This window comes from Pseudonocardia endophytica (genome assembly GCF_004339565.1).
Classification (GTDB): domain Bacteria; phylum Actinomycetota; class Actinomycetes; order Mycobacteriales; family Pseudonocardiaceae; genus Pseudonocardia; species Pseudonocardia endophytica.
This window is the reverse complement of the sequence record NZ_SMFZ01000002.1, coordinates 1,939,767-1,957,908: the sequence shown is the minus strand read 5'-3', so window position 1 is coordinate 1,957,908 and position 18,142 is coordinate 1,939,767. Positions and strand designations below refer to the sequence as shown.

Here is an 18,142-nt window from a genome sequence, read left to right as displayed (position 1 = left end):
CCCCCGCCGCGGGAGACGACGACGGGAGCCCGACGCGTGTACGACTACGACCTGATGGTGATCGGCTCCGGACCGGGCGGGCAGAAGGCGGCCATCGCAGCGGCGAAGCTGGGCAAGCGGGTCGCGGTCGCCGACCGCGGCAACATGATGGGCGGGGTCTGCGTCAACACGGGCACGATCCCGTCGAAGACGTTGCGCGAGGCGGTGCTCTACCTGACCGGTTTCTCCCAGCGGGAGATGTACGGCGCCAGCTACCGGGTCAAGTCCGAGATCACGATCGGTGACCTGCTGGCCCGGACACAGCACGTGATCGGCCGCGAGGTCGAGATCGTGCGCAACCAGCTGATGCGCAACCACGTCGACATCCTCACCGGCACCGCCCGCTTCACCGACCCGCACACGGTCGTCGTCGAGGGCACGGGGCGCGGGGACCACAACACGGTCACCGCGGAGAAGTTCGTCATCGCCACCGGTACCCGCCCGGCGCGCCCGGACGTCGTGCAGTTCGACGGCGAGCGCGTCGTCGACTCCGACCAGGTCCTGCAGCTCACCCGGGTGCCCGGCTCGATGGTCGTCGTCGGGGCGGGCGTGATCGGCATCGAGTACGCGTCGATGTTCGCGGCGCTCGGCACGAAGGTGACCGTCGTCGAGAAGCGCCCGCAGATGCTGGACTTCTGCGACCCGGAGGTCGTGGAGTCGCTGAAGTTCCACCTGCGCGACCAGGCCGTCACGTTCCGGTTCTCCGAGGAGGTGTCCTCGGTCGAGGTCACCGACATCGGCACGATCACGAACCTGGCCAGCGGCAAGCGGATCCCGGCCGAGACCGTCATGTACTCGGCGGGCAGGCAGGGGCAGACCGAGGCACTCGACCTGGAGAACGCCGGCCTGACCGCGGACAACCGCGGCCGGATCGCCGTCGACGGCCACTACCGGTCGAGCGTCGAGCACATCTACGCCGTCGGAGACGTGATCGGCTTCCCGGCGCTGGCGTCGACGAGCATGGACCAGGGCAGGCTGGCGGCCTACCACGCGTTCGGCGAGCCGGCCCGCGAGCTGCGCGAGCTGCAGCCGATCGGCATCTACACGATCCCGGAGATCTCGTTCTGCGGGCGCACCGAGGAGGAGCTGACGAGCGAGACGGTGCCCTACGAGGTGGGGCTGTCGCGCTACCGCGAGCTCGCCCGCGGCGCGATCGTCGGCGACTCCTACGGCATGCTGAAACTGATCGTCTCCACGGCCGACCGCACGCTGCTCGGCGTGCACGTGTTCGGCACGAACGCGACCGACCTGGTGCACATCGGGCAGGCGATCATGGGATGCGGCGGCACCGTCGACTACCTCGTCGACACGGTGCTGAACTACCCGACGCTGTCCGAGGCCTACAAGGTCGCCGCGCTCGACGTGAGCAACAAGGTCCGGGCGGTGGAGGCGTTCCAGCACCGCCAGAGCACGCTCGCCGCGCCGCCGTCCGTCGCCGGCCCGGCGTCGAACGGGAGCGGCATCTCCGAGCCCGTCCCCGACCCCGTCTCGGAGCCCGCCGCGGGAGACTGAGACGGCGGTGGATCAGGTGTAGCGGAACCCGTGCTCGTCGAGCCAGGGCTTCGGGTTGATCTTCGTCCCGTCCTGGACGACCTCGATGTGCAGGTGCGGCCCGGTGCTCTGGCCGCGGTTGCCGACCTCGGCGATCTGCTGACCCGCACTGACCTTCTCACCGACGGACACAAGCGACCGGTTGATGTGGCCGTAGACGGTGATCGTGCCGTCGTCGTGCTGCACCCGCACCCACAGGCCGAACCCGCTGGCCGGGCCGGAACTGATCACGGTGCCGGCGAGCGGAACGTGGATCGGCGTGCCGATCGGCGCGGCGATGTCGAGACCCATGTGCCCTGTCCCCCACCGCTGGCCGAAACCGGAGGTGACGCGGCCGGAGAGGATCTGCACGCCACCGCCGGCGGCGGCCGTCGCGGCGGGCGCGCCGGGGTCGCCTCCGGACGCTGCGGGTGCGGCCTGCGGTGCGGCCGCGGCGGCCCGGACGTCCTGGATTCCCTTGCGGGCGCCCGCGACCGCGGACGCCGGACGACCGGCGGCCGGGGCCGTCGCGCCGGTCAGGGCCGTCGCGGCGGTCGACCGGGCGGACGCGGGGGCCGCGAGAGCGGCCAGTGTCGAGCCGTCCGCGATCGTGGCGTCGGCCGCGGTGCGCGGCTCGGGAACCGACGCGGCCGGGGCCGGCTCGGAGGAGGCGAACCAGCCCGCCATCTCCTGGGTGTCGGGCAGGAACGTGCCCTGGACCGACGCGTGGGCGGCGCCGGCCACGCCACCGACCGCGACGACCGCGGCAGCGACCCGGGACGAGCGCGACTGCAGCGGGAAACCTGACGAGGTGCCGCGGGCATGCCGGACGTGTGGGCCGCCGACGCGGTAGCCGCCGGCCGCGCCCGCTCCTGTCACCGCGAACTGCGGTGACAGGAGCGGGAGGCTCGGGCGACGGCTCTGGGGGGAGCGATGCCGTGCCACGATATTCCTCTCGGCGTCACGCCCGGCCGGACTTCCCGCTGGGGACGGGGCGGCTCATCGGGGGTTGAGCCGTGGTCCGTTTCGTAACCGGTTCGTGATGCGAGACCTACGTTAAGCCGGTCGAAACCCGCCGTCATCAGAAATGTCGAGATCGACAGGTCACCGGACGGGTCGGGGCGACGAGTGGACGCAACCTCCTCGATCGCCGTCACTCACCGTTCACCGTGCCGTCGCCCGGCGGACGAGCGGAAAACCGGGCCCTGAGCTGCCCGGACACATCCGGCGGCCGGTCCGGTGAGCGGGCGGCGCCGCCGCTCGTCGTCACTCGAGGTGTCGGTCACCACATCCCGGTCCGGGCCGTTCCCGCCCGGCGCGGGAGCCCGCCCTCAACCGCCGGAGACGCCGAGCTCGGCCAGCCGCCGCCGGTAGCGCTCGACGCCGGCGAGCTTGACCTCCTCGTAACCACGGATCTCCTCGGCGGCACGTGCGGCGGCGACGGCGGTGTCGTAGTCGGACCCGTGGTCGGACCCGTCGCCGGCCCGCAGCGAGCCGGCCAGCCGCAGCACCATGGCCCGGTACCCGTCACGCAGCTCGCGTTCGAGGCGGCGGATCTCCGTGCGACCGAACGGGTCCAGCGGCGTACCGCGCAGCACCTTCCCGCGCGCCAGGCCACGCAGCACCGGGCGCATCCACGGCCCGAGCGCGATCTTGCGGTCCCGGCCGAGCGAGCGCAGCACCGGCGGGTGCAGCCGGTAGCGCATGGCGGTCCCGCCGGGCACCTCGGCCGCCAGCCGGGCCTCGAACGCCGGGTCGGTGAGCAGCCGGGCGACCTCGTACTCGTCCTTGTAGGCGGTGAGGCGGTGCAGCCCGGCGGCGGCGGCCTCGGAGAACGCCGATCCGAGACCGGCAGCGCGCTCCGCGGACCGGATCGCGCGGACGTCGGAGACGTACCGGCGCGCCGTCGTCGCGTCCTGGAACGCGGCCAGCTCCGCGGCGCGGTGCCGCACGATCCGGGCCAGCTCCGGTGCGTCGTCGAGGTCGTCGAGCGAGATCCCGGCCGGCAGCGCGACCGGGGAGGTGGAGGCCTGCGGCGCACCGGTCGCCGCGGCGAACGCGGCCGGGTCGGCGACGGCGACGCGGCCCCATCGGAACGCGGCCGTGTTCGCCGCGACGGCGACGCCGTTGAGCTCGATCGCCCACTCGATCGCGGACGCGGACAGCGGCAGCACGCCGGACTGGTAGGCGGCACCGACGAGCATGAGGTTCGCCGGCATCGTGTCGCCGAACAGCGTGAGGGCGGCCGCCGAGGCGTCCATCGCGACGACCGACGCCGTCGCCGATCCGATGCGTTCCACCAGGGCGGCCGAGTCCGGCGCGGACACCGACGCGTCGCGCACCTGGGCGCCGGTCGGCGTCCGGCTGGTGGACACGACGGCCGTCGTGACGTCCGGGGACGCGACCGACCCGAGGTACCGGGAGTCGGAGCCGACGAGCACGTCGAACGCCAGGTAGGCGCCCGCCGCTCCGACCCGGTTGGCCGGGCCCAGCCCGTCCGCGGACGCGGCCACCCGCAGGTGCGACACGACCGGCCCGGCCTTCTGCGAGAGCCCGGTCTGGTCGAGCCCGTGCACGGCGCGCACGTCGCGGACGGCGGCCGAGCCGAGCACCTGGTTGACCGTGACGATCCCGGTGCCACCGATTCCGGCCAGGAACAGGTCCCCGCTCGCCGGGTGGCCGACGTCCGGGACGGCCGGTGGTTCGGGGCGTTCCCGCCGCGCGGAGCCCGACGACGTGGCGGGCGCCCGCACCGTCACGAACGACGGGCAGTCGCCGTCCAGGCAGGAGTAGTCGGTGTTGCACGACGACTGGTCGATCCGGGTCTTGCGGCCCAGCTCGGTGTCCACCGGCTGCACGGACAGGCAGTTCGACTTGTGCCCGCAGTCCCCGCAGCCCTCGCAGACCGCCTCGTTGATCACGACGCGGGTGGCGCGGACCGGGATCTCGCCGCGCTTGCGCAGCCGCCGGGACTCGGCGGCACAGCGCTGGTCGTAGATCAGCACCGTGACGCCGGGGGTGGATGCCAGCGTGGACTGGGCGACGTCGAACCTGTCGCGGTCCCAGAGGTCCACACCGCGCGGGAGCCGGGCGAGGGAGCGGTACCGGCCGGGCTCGTCCGCACACACGATGATCTTCGTGACGCCCTCCGCCAGCAGCTTCGCGCAGATCTGCGGCACCTCGAGGCCGCCCTCGGCGTCCTGGCCTCCGGTCATCGCGACGGCGCGGTTGTAGAGCAGCTTGTAGGTGATGTCCACGCCGGCCGCGACGCACGCCTGGATCGCGAGCTGCCCGGAGTGCGCGAACGTCCCGTCGCCCATGTTCTGGAACATGTGCCCGGCGGAGGTGAACGGGGACTGCCCGATCCACTGCGCGCCCTCGCCGCCCATCTGCGTGATGGACGTGACCTCGGACTCCGGACGCCCGGTCAGCGCGACCATCGCGTGACAGCCGATCCCGCCTCCCGCGACCGAACCGGAAGGGACGACCGTCGAGCGGTTGTGCGGGCAGCCGGAGCAGAAGTACGGCGTGCGGGCGACCGGCAGCAGCTCCAGCGACGGCGGTCGGCGCACCGGGTCGGCGAGCTCCACCCGGTCGCCGAGCACGCGCCGCAGCGGCCCGGCCAGCGCCGCCGCGGTCAGCTCCCCCGCCGACGGCACGAGCGGGCGCCCGTCGACGTCGAAGGACCCGATCACCGACGGCGCGGAGTCCATGCCGTACAGCACGTCCCGGACGCCGGTCTCGACGAACGGCGTCTTCTCCTCGACCACCAGGACGGTCTCGCAGCCGGAGGCGAACTCGCGCACCGCGGCGCGCTCGATCGGCGAGATCATGCCGAGACGCATCAGCCGGATCCCGGCGGCGGCGAGCTCGTCGTCGCCGAGGCCGAGGTCGGCCAGCGCCTGCCGGACGTCGGTGAAGGCCTTGCCCCCGGCGACGATGCCCAGCCACGCGCCGGGCGCTGAGACCTCGACCGTGTTGATCGGGTTGGCGGCCAGGAACTCCTGCAGCATCGCCGTGCGCGGGCCGTAGAGCGCCTCCTCCGCGCGCAGCGACGCTGGCGGGGCCAGCATCGGGACCTGCTCGCGCTCCCAGCGCCGCCCCTCCCACTCCAGCTCCGGCACGGTGACGTCGACCGTGCCCGCGTCCGCATCGACCGTCGCCAGCCCGTCCGCGACGTCGGCGGTGATCTTCATGCCGACCCACATGCCGGACGCGCGGGACAGGGCGACCCCGTAGCGGCCGAGCCGGACGATCTCGGAGGCGGAGTCCGGGTAGAGCACCGGGAGCCCGTAGCCGTAGAGCGCGCGCTCGGAGATGCACGGGATCGTCGAGGACTTGCAGCTCGGGTCGTCCCCTGCCAGCACGAGCACGCCGCCGTTCGGGTGCGCGCCGCAGATGTTGCCGTGCCGGATCGGGTCGCCCGCCCGGTCCACGCCGGGCGCCTTGCCATACCAGACCCCCACCGCTCCGTCGACGCTGCGACCGTGCTCGGGCACCTCGACCTGGCTGCCCCACACGGCCGTCGCGGCCAGCTCCTCGTTGACGCCCGGCACGAACCGCAGGCCGGCCGAGTCGCGCAGCTCGTCGGCCGCCGCGGCCAGGGTGGTGTCCAGCCCGCCGAGCGGGCTGCCCTGGTAGCCGGAGACGAACGACGCCGTCGTCAGCCCCGCCTCGGCGTCCGCCGCGTGCTGCTCGGCGAGCAGGCGCGGGATCGCCTGGACCCCGGTCAGCAGCACCGGGCCGGAACCCGGCCGGTAGCGGTCGGCCAGGGAGAACTCGACCGTGGAGACGGACGGGTCGGACGTGGTGGTCATGCGCGCCTCCGGTGAGAGCTACTGCCCGCGTTCGAGCGCGGCGGACACGGTGGCCGCCGCGCGCCGGACGCTCTGCACCACGGCGACCTTACGGGGACCGAGCACCCGTGGCGTCGGTCCGACGATCGAGATCGCCGCGACCGCGACCTGCCGCTCCCCCCGCCGCAGGACGACCGGTGCCGCGATCGACGACATGCCCATCGTGTGCTCGTCGCGGGACGCCGCGAAGCCGTCCACCCGGACCTGGCGCAGCACCTGCCGGTACCGGGCCGGGTCGACGATCGTGAACGGCGTCCGGCGCTCGAAGCCGCGCTCCAGGATCGCCCGCGCCATCGGCGGGTTCACCGCGGCCATCGCCTTGCCCGCGCTCGAGGAGTGCCCCGGACCGCGCCGGTACATCTCGCTGTGGAACAGCGTCCCGACACCGGTCGACTCGAGCCGGTCCACGTACAGCACGTCCGCCCCGACCGGGACGGCCAGCTGCGCCGTCTCGCGCAGCACCTCGCGCAGCTCGCCGAGCACCGGCAGCGCGACGTCGCGCAGCATCAGCCGGTCCACGGCCAGCTGGCCCATCTCGAACATCCGCAGGCCCAGCCGGTAGCGCCCGGACGAGTCGCGCTCCAGCATCCCGCCGGTGGCGAGCGCGGCCAGCATCCGGCTGGCCGTGCTCTTCGCGACGCCGAGGCGGTGCGCGACGCGCGTCGGGCCCAGCTCCGGTTCGGTGGCGAAGCAGTCGAGCACGGCCATCGCGATCGACACCGACCGCAGCGTCCCGTCGCCGCCTCCGTCCGGCGCCGGTTCCAGGACCCCCGCACGCTCCGGGGTGATCGGTGGCGGGGCGTCCGGTACGGCACTCGCGAGCAGGCGCTCGTCGACGTCACCGGTCAGGGTCATCGCGGACCTCGTCTCCCTGGTCGGCCCCGTCGTTGGAGCCGGTTGAGATGGCGCACACGGACGACTATGCCGTCACGACTCCCACTGCGGGAACTCGTCCTGCGGCGGGACGTGCACCTCGGTCACCCGGTTGCGGTAGGAGACGAACGCCGTCCGGCCGCCCTCCCGCAGCTTGACCCGGATCTCCTCGGTGTTCAGCGGTTCCCCCGGGTCGTACCCGTGCGCCCAGGTGGCGAACGCGCGCATCGGCCCGGAGTGGGTCGCTGCGACGATCTTGTGGTTGCCCGCCGCGAGCTCGTCCGGCGGGATCTCCGAGACCAGGCGCTGGAAGCCGCGCCAGAACCGTCGCACGCACAGCGCGGGCGGCTCGAAGTACATCATCGGGATGGTCAGCCACTCCTGGATCGGGTCGGCGCCGCCCAGCTGGGTCCGGTAGAACCGGTCGATCTCGACGAGCCACCGCGGCCGGTCGCCGACGGCCATCCGCTCGAGGGTCTCCATCGTGGACTGGTACTGCCGGAACGCCGACGTGACGTCGCGCAGCCCGTCCGGGGTCCAGACGCCGAAGTTGCGCAGCTCCGGGATCGGCTCCGGGTCGGTGATCGACACGTCGTGGCCCCACATGCCGAGGCCGTCCGTCGCGCCGCGGAACACCTGGTGCGCCGTCTGGCGGGCCCGGTTCGTGTCCGCGCAGACGAGCCGGACCCGGTCCCCGTCGTTCCAGCGCCGGGCCAGCTCGTGGCCACGGCGGTGCGCCTGCCACCCGCCCATCGGCGTCAGGCCGGCGTCGGTGGAGTAGCCCTGCGTGATGCCGTGCCGGAGGATCGAGATCTCACAGACGATCTTCTCCGACGACCGTCGCTCGCGCGGGGCGGCGATCTCCTTGCCGCGGCTGGCGGCGGCCAGCGCGGGGGTGAACTCCGCGCCGTCGAACTCGACGCGCGGCTGCGACGGCACCGCGGCGCCGCGCTGCCGGAAGCGGCGCAGGTACAGCGGGACGTCAGATCCGTCGACCGTCTCGGCGGTGTCGGCCGGGTCGGACGTCTCCACGGCACCGGCAGGCACGTCGGCCGCGAAGCGCGACGAGGGAGGGGCCTCGGCGCCGTTGCGGTTCTGCCGCTCGCGGTAGCGCGCCAGGTAGTTGGGTGCCTCGTACCGGTCGACGCGCCGGGCGTCCGGGCGCTCGGTGGTGCTCATGTGGTGGAAGCCCCCGCTCAGGAGTGGACGGTGAAGAAGCGTTCGTTGACCTGGCGGTGGTAGTAGAAGATCGCCCGGCCCATCTCCTCCTCGGTCCAGGTGATCGGCTCGAAGTCCGGGTCCACCCAGTACCCGCCGGTGAACAGCTCGTTGCGGTTCCCGACGGGGTCGAAGAAGTACGTCGTGTAGCCGCGGGTGACGCCGTGCCGCGTGGGCGCGACGTCGATCGTCACGCCGTGGTAGGCCAGCGTGTCCGCCGCGTCGCGGATGCCGTTCCAGTCGTCCATCCAGAACGCGAAGTGGTGCAACGCGCCGTTCGGGCCGGTGATCACGGCTATGTCGTGCGGGGTGTGGCTGTGCTCCAGGAACGTGGCGAGCTGGTGGCCGTCGTTGGCCAGGATCTGCTCGGTCATCCGAAACTCGAGGAGCTCGGTGAAGAACGCCGTGAACGCCTCGACGTCCTCGGCCATCACGAACACGTGGTCCAGCCGCGGCGGCGCGATCCCGACCAGGTCCTGCGGGCGGGGTGGCGGGTTCGTCATCGGCAGCATGTTGCCGACGCGCTCGGTGCCGTGGGTCAGCTCGACGAGGTGCCCGGACGGCGATTCGAAGCGCAGCGCCTCACCCCAGCCGGGGCCGAGCTCACGGAGCGCGTACCGCTTCGTGGCGACGCCCGCGGCGCCCAGCTTCTGCTCGAAGTACTCCAGATCGGACGCCTCGTTCAGCTTGAACGACATGTGGTCCAGCCCGTGCGTGGGCGCCTCGCGCAGGATCACCGAGTGGTGCTCGCGCTCGTCCCAGCACTTGAGGAACACGCGGTCGGCGCCGTCGCGGTTGTCCCGCGCGGACTCGATCAGTCCCAGGACCTCGGTGTAGTAGGCGGTCGCCAGCTCCAGGTCGGGCACACGGATCTCGACGTGCTGGAGGCGGAGGATGCGATCGGTGCTCATGGTGTGGTGGGCTCCCCGAGAGCTGTGTTGATGGTTCGACCCTGACGAGCAGGTCTCACGTGTGCATGCGCAGGAAGCGCTGGCTGATGACGTTCTCGTAGTAGAAGAGGCCCTTGCCGAAGTTGTCCTCGGTCCAGGTGATGATCTCGGTGTCCGGGTCGACCCAGTAGCCACCGGTGAACACCTCGTTGCGGATGCCGAGCGGGTCGAAGAAGTAGATCGTGTTTCCGCGGGTGACGCCGTGGCGCGTCGGGCCCTGGTCGATCTGGACGCCGTTGAACGCGAGCGTGTCGGCGGCCTTGCGGATGTGGTCCCAGTCGTCGAGCCAGTAGGCCCAGTGGTGCAGCGCACCGTTCGGGCCGTTGACGATCGCGATGTCGTGCGGGGAGTTCGTGCGCCCGGCCAGCCAGACTCCGAGCTGGTGGCCATTGCCGTCGAGCACCTGCTCGGTCAGCCGCATCCCGAGCACGTCGATGAAGAACGAGCTCGCCTCCGCCACCTCCTCGGCGTTGACCAGCATGTGGTCCATCCGCGGCGGCGCGATGCCGGCCAGGTCCGGCGGCGGCGTCGGACGCGGGTTGTGCTTGCCGAGGATGTTGCCGGTCTTCTCGATGTCCCAGACCAGCTCCATGATCTGGCCGCTGGGGACCTCGAAGCGCAGCGACTCGCCCTGGCCGACGGCGTCACCGCGGGAGACGCGGGTGGTCGGGCAGCCGTAGGCCTCGACCTTGCGCTCGAACTCGTGCAGGTCGTCCTCAGCCTCCACGCGGAACGTGAAGGAGTCCATGCCCGCCCGCGGGTCGTAGCGCATCCGCAGCGAGTGGTGGTCCTCCTCGTCCCAGCACTTGAAGTACGCCTCCTCGGCGGTGCGCTGCACGGACTGCAGCCCCATCACCTCGGTGTAGTAGGCCGCGGCGAGGTCCAGGTCCGGGGTACGGACGTCGATGTGCGCGAGGCGGAGGATTCCCACGGTGCGACTCCTGTATCGGGTCGGGGATCGTGGGACCGACGGTAGGCGCGACCTCGTTCCGGGAGGTAGACCTGCCGTTCCGGTATCCGGAAACCGGCGTCAGCGCGCGGCGGTCGGAGCGCCCTGCAGCACCGACGTGAACAGCGCCAGCCCGTCCGTCGACGGGCCGGTGAGCGGGTCGATCGCGTGCTCGGGGTGCGGCATCAGGCCCATCACCCGGCCGTCCGCGGAGCAGACGCCCGCGACGTCGCCGACCGAGCCGTTCGGGTTCTCGCCCGGCGCGTAGCGCACCACGACCTGGCCGTTCGCCTCCAGCTCGGCCAGCAGGTCCGGCCCGGCGTGGTAGCGGCCGTCCATGTGCTTGATCGGGATCGTGATCGTCGACCCGGCGGCGAGACCGGCCGTCCACACCGACCGGGAGCGCTCGACGACCAGCCGCTGCGGGCGGCACACGAAGCGTCCCTGCGCGTTGCCGAGCAGCGCGCCCGGCAGCAGCCCCGCCTCGCACAGGATCTGGAAGCCGTTGCAGATCCCGAGCGCCGGCATCCCGCCGCGCGCCGCCTCGACGACGGCGGACGTCATCGGGGCCAGGCCGGCGATCGCGCCCGGACGCAGGTAGTCGCCGTAGGAGAAGCCGCCCGGCAGGACGACGGCGTCGACGCCCGCGAGGTCGGAGTCCCCGTGCCAGAGCGCCACCGGCTCGGCTCCCGAGCGGGTCACGGCGCGCTGGGCGTCGGTGTCGTCCAGGGAGCCGGGGAAGGTCACGACGCCGATGCGCACGGACACCACGGTACTGCCCGCGCCGGAGCGCTCCGGCGGGACGTCCGTCACCCGCCCGAACCCACCACTCGAGCGGCGACCGGGGATCGAGTGTGACGTTTTGGCGGGCCGGACCGCCCGAACCCACCACTCGATTCGCAGTCCGGGACGGCCGATCCGCGCTGCGGAACGCCCGCGGTGTCGGCCTTGACGGCCCGCGAGCACCCTCCTAGCGTCCGAGCACCCGGTGAGAAGAGAGGTGACCGGTGTCCGAGCAGCCGGTCCCCGGCCCCGAGAAGATGCGCGCGGCCGTCGCCCAGTACGTCGCCGACCTGCACCGCGCCTACCTCGCCCAGGCGGACACGTTCCCGCCGGCCGCGCGCGGTCGGATGCCCCTGGCGGCAGGGTCCGCCACCGGCGGTCGCGTCCAGGTCGCCGCGATCGGCCTGCGGAACCTGCACCTGATCGCCACCCGCGAGGACCTCGGTCCGCTGCGCGGCCAGGAGGTCGAGGAGTCCGGATCGCTCGAGGGTCTCGAGTGGACGCTGCGCTTCTACGACCCGATCGTGATCCCCGCGCTCGGGCTCGTCGACGAGTCGGCGGGCCCGCGCCAGGCCGAGGTCCGCGGCGTGCTGGGTGTGCAGACGACCGTCTACCACGTGGTCACCCAGCCCGGCTCCGGCCTGTCCCCGCACCACGCACAGCACGTCGGGACCGGGCTGGCGTCCAGCCACTCGTCGGCGATCCGGGACTTCGACACGATCCGCAGCCGCGTGCGCGGGCGCGAGCACCTCGTCGACGAGATGGTCGGCGCGTCGGTCGCCGGGCTCCCCCGCGCCCAGGCGCTGCTGGCGCGCGCGATCAGCCCGCACGACGACGGCGTCCGCGCCATGGCCGAGGACACCGACCCGGATCCGGACAGGGTCCGCGCCGCGCTGCTCGCCGCCGTCGGTGGGCGGCGCGAGTGGACCCCGCCCGAACCGGACGGGACGCGGTGACCGACGCGCTCCTGTCGACCGTGCGCAACGCCGCGCGGCTGCTCAAGGAGTTCCGTACCCGGGAGGAGGCGCTCGGCGTCTCCGAGCTGTCGCGGCGGCTCGGGCTGGGCAAGTCGGTGGTGCACCGGCTGCTGGTCACGCTCGCCGCGGAGGGCCTGATCGAGCACGACGAGCGCGGCTACCGCCTCGGGATCGTCATGTACGAGCTCGGCGAGGCGGTGCGGGTGCACATGGACCTGCACGCCGCGGCGGCCCCGGTGCTCGTGCACGTGCGCGAGCAGACCGGCGAGTCGGTGCAGGTCGGCGTGCTCGACGGCGCCGAGGTCGTCTACGTCGACCGGCTGGAGAGCGCCCACTCGCTGCGGCTGCTCACCGAGACCGGGCGCCGCGTCCCCGCGCACTGCACGAGCTCCGGGAAGGTGCTGCTCGCGCACCTCGACCCGGTCGCCCAGGAGGGCCATCTGGAGCGGCCGCTCGCGCGGCTGACCCCGCACACGATCACCGAGCCGGACGTCCTGCGCGCCGAGCTGCGACGCGTGCGGGCCCAGGGCTGGGCGTCCGCCGTCGACGAGCGCGAGGTCGGCGTCGCGTCGCTGGCCGCGCCGGTGCGCGACGCGTCCGGCGCCGTCGTCGCCGCCCTGTCTGTCGCGGCACCGGTCGCGCGCGTCGGAGCGAAGCAGCGACGGAAGATCGCCGCCGACGTCGTCGAGGGCGCGGAGGCCGTGTCGCGGCGGCTCGGGCACTCTCCCGAGCGAAGTGTTCCGTCTTCCGGAACCGTCACGGTGACCGGCGTCGTCCCGCCCGTCAGGCTCGGTCCCGCACCTCAGCTCAGCACCGACAGGAGTGACGCCTGATGTCCGTGACCGATGCGCCGGGAAAGGCCAGGGCGCTCTACGACGCCCGCCGGTCCCGGGTCCCGATCGCCCCGTTCACCGACGAGGACCCGTCGCTCGGCATGGCCGACGGCTACGCCGTGCAGCGCGAGCTGATCGCACTGCTGCTCGCCGACGGGGACACGATCGTCGGGCACAAGGTCGGGCTGACGTCGAAGGCCATGCAGGCGATGGTCGGCGTCGACTCCCCCGACCACGGGCCGGTGCTCGCGTCCACGATCTACCGCGACGGCGACACGATCGACCTGAGCTCGTTCATCGCCCCGAAGATCGAGGCGGAGATCGTGTTCGTGCTCGGCGAGCGGCTGGCAGGCCCCGGCGTGACGCTGCTGGCTGCGCGCGCCGCGATCGCCGGCGCGGTGGCCGGGATGGAGATCGTCGACTCGCGGATCGCGGACTGGCGGATCAAGCTCGCGGACACCGTCGCCGACCTGGCGTCGAACGGGGCAATGGCGACGTCGTCGCAGCTCGTGCCGCTCGGCGGCTGGGACCCGCGGCTGGTCGGGATGACGCTGACCCGCAACGGCGAGCTGATCGACTCCGGGGCCGGGGCGGCCGCGCTGGGCGACCCGGTCGCCGTCGTCGCGTGGCTGGCGAACGTGCTCGGCGAGCAGGGCGTCGCGCTGGAACCGGGTCACCTGATCATGACCGGAGCGCTGCACGCGGCCGTCCCGATGACGCCCGGCGACGTGTTCCGGGCCGAGTTCGACCGGCTGGGTCCGGTCACCGTCCGCGTCGGAGGTACCGCGTGAGCACCGCCGGCGCACGTTCTTCCGCAGAGGCGGTAGCCAACACTGCGGAGCTCGCGGCGCGGCTGTCCAAGGCCGTGTCCGACCGCACCGCCATCGAGCAGCTCTCGTCCGACGTGCCGGAGCTCGACCTGCCGACCGCCTACCGCGTCCAGCGCGAGCTGCGGGACGCGGCCGGGCCGCTCGTCGGGTGGAAGCTGGGCGTCACGTCGCGGGCCAAGCAGGCCCAGGTCGGCGTCAGCGACCCGGTCTTCGGGTTCCTGGCCGGCACCGGGGCCGTCGACCTCGGCGAGCCGCTGGACACCTCCGCGCTGATCCAGCCGCGCTGCGAGCCGGAGATCGTGTTCGTGCTCGGCCGCGACCTGTCCGGTGAGCACGTCACCGCGACCGACGTGCTCGCCGCGACGTCCGGTGTCGCCGTCGGGATCGAGGTGCTGGACTCCCGCTACACCGACTACCGGTTCACGATGGCCGACGTCGTCGCGGACAACACGTCGGCGGGACGGTTCGTGGTCGGTACGCCGGTGCCGGTGGACGGGATCGACCTGCGGCTGGTCGGAGTGGTGCTGGAGCACAACGGCGAGATCGCGGCGACGGCGTCCGGCGCGGCCTCGCTCGGGCACCCGGCTGCGGCGGTGGCGTGGCTGGTCCGCCAGCTCGCCGCCGAGGGCGAGGGCCTGCGCGCGGGCGAGATCGTCCTGTCCGGCGGGCTGACCGCCGCCGTTCCCGTGACGGCCGGCGACGTCGTCGTCGCCTCGATCGACCGGCTCGGGACGCTCGAGCTGGCCTGCCGCTGATCGTCGACGAAGGAGGAACGCGATGCCGCTGATCCAGGTGACGCTCGCCCGCGGTCGCAGTCCCGAGCAGCTCAAGGCACTCGGCGAGGCGCTGACGAAGGCCGCCGAGGAGTCGATCGGCGCGAAGCCGGAGGCCGTGCGCGTCGTGCTCAACGAGTGCGAGGCCGAGCACTGGTTCGTCGGCGGCGAGTCGCTGGCCGAGCTGCGCGCCTCCGGGCGCAGGTGAGTTGCTCCTGCCACTGACCGGCCCCGGCGTCCTGACCTCGGACGACGGGCGCCGGTTCGTGGCGTTCCGGGTCGACGACGGGCCGCGGGGGTGGCGGGTGACCGACGCCGCGTGCCCGCACAACAAGGGGCCGCTCGACCAGGGCTGGGTGCGCGACGGGCACACCGTCGTGTGCCCCTGGCACTGGTACCGCTTCGACCTCGACACCGGAGAGTGCGAGACGTCCCCGCAGCACGTGCTGGGTGTCTATCCGGTCGTCGACGTGGACGGCGTGCCGCACGCCGACGTCGGCGCCCCACCCGCGCCGCAGAGCTGGGCCGAACGGTTGCGCGCGCACGCGCGCGGGCAGAGCTGACGCCTCCGGACGGGGCTCGATCTGCCGGAGCACCGAGCGCACACGGTATGAACACCGGTCCGCACCACATCGGACCGCCGATGGGTGACCGACCGACGTGGTCGCCGTACGAGGTCAGCCACGACCGCAGCGACGGCAGCCGGCTGCCGCAGCTGGAGGGGCTGGTACGTCGCCCCGGTCGCGGCGGACGCCGTCCCGGGCCCGGCGCTCTCCCCGCCGTGGCTCGAGGGCTGGGCGGCGGACGACACGCCGGCCGGCCAGGAGGTCCGCGGCACCCGAGCCCACCCGATCGGCAGACAGGCCGGGTCCCGGGCGCGACGGGAGTCGACACCGTCGGGGGCTTGTGGCCGCATCACGGGAGAAGCTGGGATGGAACGGTGCGCCGACTCCTGCTCCCGCTGCTCGCGAGCCTGGCGCTGATCGTCGCGATCGCCCCGGCCGCTCTCGCCGCACCGGCCGCACCGGTGGACTATGTCGCGCTCGGCGACTCCTACGCCGCAGGGGTCGGGGCGCGGCCGGACGGTGGCAGCGGCGACTGCAGGCGCAGCGACCGCTCCTACCCGGCCCGCTGGGCCGCCGCGCACGACCCGGCCACGTTCGTCTCCGTCGCCTGCAGTGGCGCGACGACGGCCGAGGTGCTGTTCAAGCAGGTCCGAACCGTCTCGCGGAACACCGACCTGGTGACGATCACGGTGGGCGGCAACGACATCGGGTTCGGCCCGGTGCTGGGCATCTGCAGCACCGCGCAGCGCGACGAGGACTGCGAGCGCGCGGTGCGGGACGGGGAGCGGCTGATCCGCTACGCACTGCCCTCGGGCGTCGTGCCGATCATCGCCGGTGTGCGGCTGCAGGCGTCGCCGACCGTCCGGGTCGTCGTCACGGGGTACCCGCGGCTGTTCGAGCCCGGCCCGGACTGCGCCACGCCGCTCGCCCCGAACGCCGCCCGCCGCGCGGCGCTGAACCGGGCCGCGGACACGTTGAACGCGACGCTGCGTGACGCGGCGGGCCGCTGGCGCGCCCAGTTCGTCGACGTGACACCCGCGTTCGCCGGCCACGGGGTGTGCAGCGGCGACCCGTGGATCAACCCGCCGACGAACCCGCCCGGCCCGGGCAGCTACCACCCGACCTCGGTCGGCTACGCCCGCGGCTACCTCCCCGCACTGGACGCGGCGCTCGACCGGGCCTGAGGGATCACGCGTCGGCGAGCAGCGCCGCGAGGTCCACGTCGATCGGGAATCCGCCGCGGCCCGGTCCTCCGGCTCAGTGCTCCGGCCCGGTGCTCCGGCCCGGTGCTTCGGCTCAGTGCTTCGGCTCAGTGCTCCGGCTCGTGCCCGACGGCCGTCGCGCCCGTCGTCGTGACCTCCCCGGTCCAGTCGCAGGAACCGCACCAGCAGTAGAACCGCCGGTCGTCGCCCTCCCAGAACTCCGTCGCCAGGCTCAACGCCCCCGCGCACCGCGGGCAGTACCGCGGGGCGTCGCGGCGGTGGGCGTCGGCGTCCGCGGCGAACCGGCGGTCGACGACCGCCGGTTCCCATGGCGCCGGGTTCGAGCTCACCGCTCCGCCTCCTTCCCCACCGGACCGGAGTCGACCTGCGCCTCGGTGTCCGGCGCGAGCGTCGCCTCACCGATGCCGCCGACCGGCGTGAACGACTGCCGCCCGGCGGCCTTGTCCTTGCCGACCTGCTCGGCGGCGCTGATGTGCACCTTCTTGATGGTGTCCAGCATCGGCGAGAACCGGGTCGAGCCCATGTCACAGAAGTCCAGCGCGAACTGTGCGCCGCCGGCGTGGAACTTGTCCTTCTCGCACGGCAGGTCGATCCGCTCGTGCGGTTCGCGGATCACGCCCAGCGGGTCCTCACCGCGCTCGACGGCCTCCATCGACTGGCGGAACATCTTGCGCAGCAGGGCGACCCCGATGTCGCTGCGGCCGAGGTGCTCGGTGGTCCGGTCCGTGATCGGACCCTGCGTGCACCAGGCCATGATGTCCTGGCCCTCCACGTAGTTGACGACGTGGTTGCCGCGGGCGTCGAACACCGGGATCTCGTAGTCCGGGACCGTCGGCTGGTCGATCGCCTCGTAGCCCTCCGGCGCGTGCACCGTGTAGAGCATGAACCGGGTGGTGGTCCGGTTGATCGGGACCCGGATCTGCATCTGGTGGATGCCACCGCCGCCGACCCGCATGTTGTACGGGAAGACGAGCGGGTGGCCGACCTTCCAGTCGTCGTTGTCCTCGGACGCGCCGGCCAGGACGCGGCGCTTGATGATGCCCCACTCGAACGCGTCGAAGCCGATCCGCTGGTGCTCCTTGCCGAACGACGCGGGCGCGGTGAAGCCCTGGTGCTGCCCGATGAACTCGAAGTAGCGGCCGTGCAGGAACTCGACGTGGTGCGGGTCGACCGCGTTCTCCATGATCTGCACGTAGTTGCACGGCAGATCGGCCCAGCCGATGTCCCGGAAGCCGTCCATCACGTACGTGTCGAAGCGCGGCAGCTCCGGCGCCGGGTCCGGGCCGACGTAGGCCCAGACCAGCCCGCCCATCTCCTCGACCCGACCCGCCGTGGCGCGCACGCGGTTGCGGAAGTTCGTGTTGTCCTTCTCGGCGGGCTGGTCGGTGCACGCGCCGTCGGTGTCGAACTTCCAGCCGTGGTACGGGCAGCGCAGGCCGTCGTCCTCGACGACGCCGTAGGCCATCGACGCCTTCCGGTGCGGGCACGGCTCGGGGATGATCCCGTACCTGCCGCGCGGGGAGCGCCACAGCGCGAAGAACTCGCCCAGCAGCTCGACCCGCTTGACCGGGAACTCGGTCAGCTCACGGGTGAACGCGACCGGGTACCAGTACCGGCGGAGGACCTCGCCCATCCGCGTCCCGGGCTCGACCTGGGTCAGTTCGTCGTTCTGCTCGGCGGTCAGCATCGCAAGCGGCTCCCCTGGCTCGTGGTGGGTACCGACGACTATGCGAGGCCGCAGC

At 72.9% G+C, this 18,142-nt stretch carries 16 protein-coding genes and 1 pseudogene; 8 read left to right on the top strand and 9 right to left on the bottom strand.

Annotated elements, in window-relative coordinates; all coding sequences use genetic code 11:
* The first annotated feature begins 36 nt into the window (after positions 1–36).
* Positions 37–1,551, top strand: coding sequence for a Si-specific NAD(P)(+) transhydrogenase (gene sthA / locus EV378_RS28035; protein WP_279389667.1), 1,515 nt, complete (start codon positions 37–39; stop codon positions 1,549–1,551).
* A 12-nt stretch (positions 1,552–1,563) separates the two neighbouring features.
* Here sthA and EV378_RS28030 read toward each other — a convergent pair whose 3' ends face one another.
* The 7 genes from EV378_RS28030 to purQ form a co-directional block, all read right to left on the bottom strand.
* Positions 1,564–2,448 carry a M23 family metallopeptidase gene (locus tag EV378_RS28030; protein ID WP_243653798.1) on the bottom strand — a complete coding sequence of 295 codons (885 nt, stop codon included), beginning with the start codon at positions 2,446–2,448 and terminating at the stop codon, positions 1,564–1,566.
* A 452-nt stretch (positions 2,449–2,900) separates the two neighbouring features.
* Positions 2,901–6,386 carry an indolepyruvate ferredoxin oxidoreductase family protein gene (locus EV378_RS28025; RefSeq protein WP_132430386.1) on the bottom strand — a complete coding sequence of 1,162 codons (3,486 nt, stop codon included), beginning with the start codon at positions 6,384–6,386 and terminating at the stop codon, positions 2,901–2,903.
* 18 nt (positions 6,387–6,404) lie between these two features.
* Entirely contained in the window at positions 6,405–7,280 is an 876-nt protein-coding gene (locus tag EV378_RS28020) for an IclR family transcriptional regulator (RefSeq protein ID WP_132430385.1), read from the bottom strand.
* Between the two features lie 72 nt (positions 7,281–7,352).
* Positions 7,353–8,477: a histidine phosphatase family protein gene (locus tag EV378_RS28015; protein WP_132430384.1), complete on the bottom strand. Its 1,125-nt coding sequence runs from the start codon at positions 8,475–8,477 to the stop codon at positions 7,353–7,355.
* A 17-nt stretch (positions 8,478–8,494) separates the two neighbouring features.
* The gene (locus EV378_RS28010; RefSeq protein ID WP_132430383.1) at positions 8,495–9,427 is read right to left on the bottom strand and encodes a catechol 2,3-dioxygenase; all 933 of its coding nucleotides are present in this window, start codon (positions 9,425–9,427) and stop codon (positions 8,495–8,497) included.
* Positions 9,428–9,482: 55 nt separating this feature from the next.
* Positions 9,483–10,397, bottom strand: a complete 915-nt coding sequence (locus tag EV378_RS28005; RefSeq protein WP_132430382.1) for a catechol 2,3-dioxygenase — start codon at positions 10,395–10,397, stop codon at positions 9,483–9,485.
* Positions 10,398–10,496: 99 nt separating this feature from the next.
* Positions 10,497–11,183 carry a phosphoribosylformylglycinamidine synthase subunit PurQ gene (gene purQ / locus EV378_RS28000; protein ID WP_132432839.1) on the bottom strand — a complete coding sequence of 229 codons (687 nt, stop codon included), beginning with the start codon at positions 11,181–11,183 and terminating at the stop codon, positions 10,497–10,499.
* Positions 11,184–11,422: 239 nt separating this feature from the next.
* Between purQ and EV378_RS27995 the strand changes: the two genes are divergently transcribed.
* The 7 genes and pseudogenes from EV378_RS27995 to EV378_RS27965 all read left to right on the top strand — a co-directional run bounded on the left by EV378_RS27995 (position 11,423) and on the right by EV378_RS27965 (position 16,361).
* Positions 11,423–12,154, top strand: coding sequence for a hypothetical protein (locus EV378_RS27995; RefSeq protein WP_243653797.1), 732 nt, complete (start codon positions 11,423–11,425; stop codon positions 12,152–12,154).
* Positions 12,151–13,008: an IclR family transcriptional regulator gene (locus tag EV378_RS27990; RefSeq protein WP_132430381.1), complete on the top strand. Its 858-nt coding sequence runs from the start codon at positions 12,151–12,153 to the stop codon at positions 13,006–13,008. Before EV378_RS27995 ends, EV378_RS27990 begins: the two co-directional genes overlap by 4 nt.
* Positions 13,008–13,799 (top strand): 2-keto-4-pentenoate hydratase, encoded by a 792-nt coding sequence (locus tag EV378_RS27985; protein WP_132430380.1) that lies wholly within the window; start codon positions 13,008–13,010, stop codon positions 13,797–13,799. Before EV378_RS27990 ends, EV378_RS27985 begins: the two co-directional genes overlap by 1 nt.
* Complete coding sequence (locus EV378_RS27980) at positions 13,796–14,593, top strand: 2-keto-4-pentenoate hydratase (RefSeq protein ID WP_207908882.1); 798 nt, start codon at positions 13,796–13,798, stop codon at positions 14,591–14,593. Before EV378_RS27985 ends, EV378_RS27980 begins: the two co-directional genes overlap by 4 nt.
* A 19-nt stretch (positions 14,594–14,612) precedes the next feature.
* Positions 14,613–14,819: pseudogene (locus EV378_RS27975) on the top strand (2-hydroxymuconate tautomerase); the annotation flags it as partial.
* Position 14,820: 1 nt separating this feature from the next.
* Positions 14,821–15,174 (top strand): Rieske (2Fe-2S) protein, encoded by a 354-nt coding sequence (locus EV378_RS27970; RefSeq protein WP_132430378.1) that lies wholly within the window; start codon positions 14,821–14,823, stop codon positions 15,172–15,174.
* Positions 15,175–15,551: 377 nt separating this feature from the next.
* On the top strand, positions 15,552–16,361 hold the full coding sequence (locus EV378_RS27965; RefSeq protein ID WP_165922514.1) for an SGNH/GDSL hydrolase family protein: 810 nt from the start codon (positions 15,552–15,554) through the stop codon (positions 16,359–16,361).
* Positions 16,362–16,486: 125 nt separating this feature from the next.
* On the opposite strand, the gene EV378_RS27960 is transcribed toward EV378_RS27965, so the two are convergent.
* Together EV378_RS27960 and EV378_RS27955 are read right to left on the bottom strand one after the other, a co-directional pair.
* Complete coding sequence (locus EV378_RS27960) at positions 16,487–16,729, bottom strand: hypothetical protein (RefSeq protein WP_132430376.1); 243 nt, start codon at positions 16,727–16,729, stop codon at positions 16,487–16,489.
* Positions 16,726–18,087 (bottom strand): Rieske 2Fe-2S domain-containing protein, encoded by a 1,362-nt coding sequence (locus EV378_RS27955; RefSeq protein WP_132430375.1) that lies wholly within the window; start codon positions 18,085–18,087, stop codon positions 16,726–16,728. The genes EV378_RS27960 and EV378_RS27955 overlap by 4 nt, the downstream gene beginning before the upstream one ends.
* Positions 18,088–18,142 lie beyond the last annotated feature (55 nt).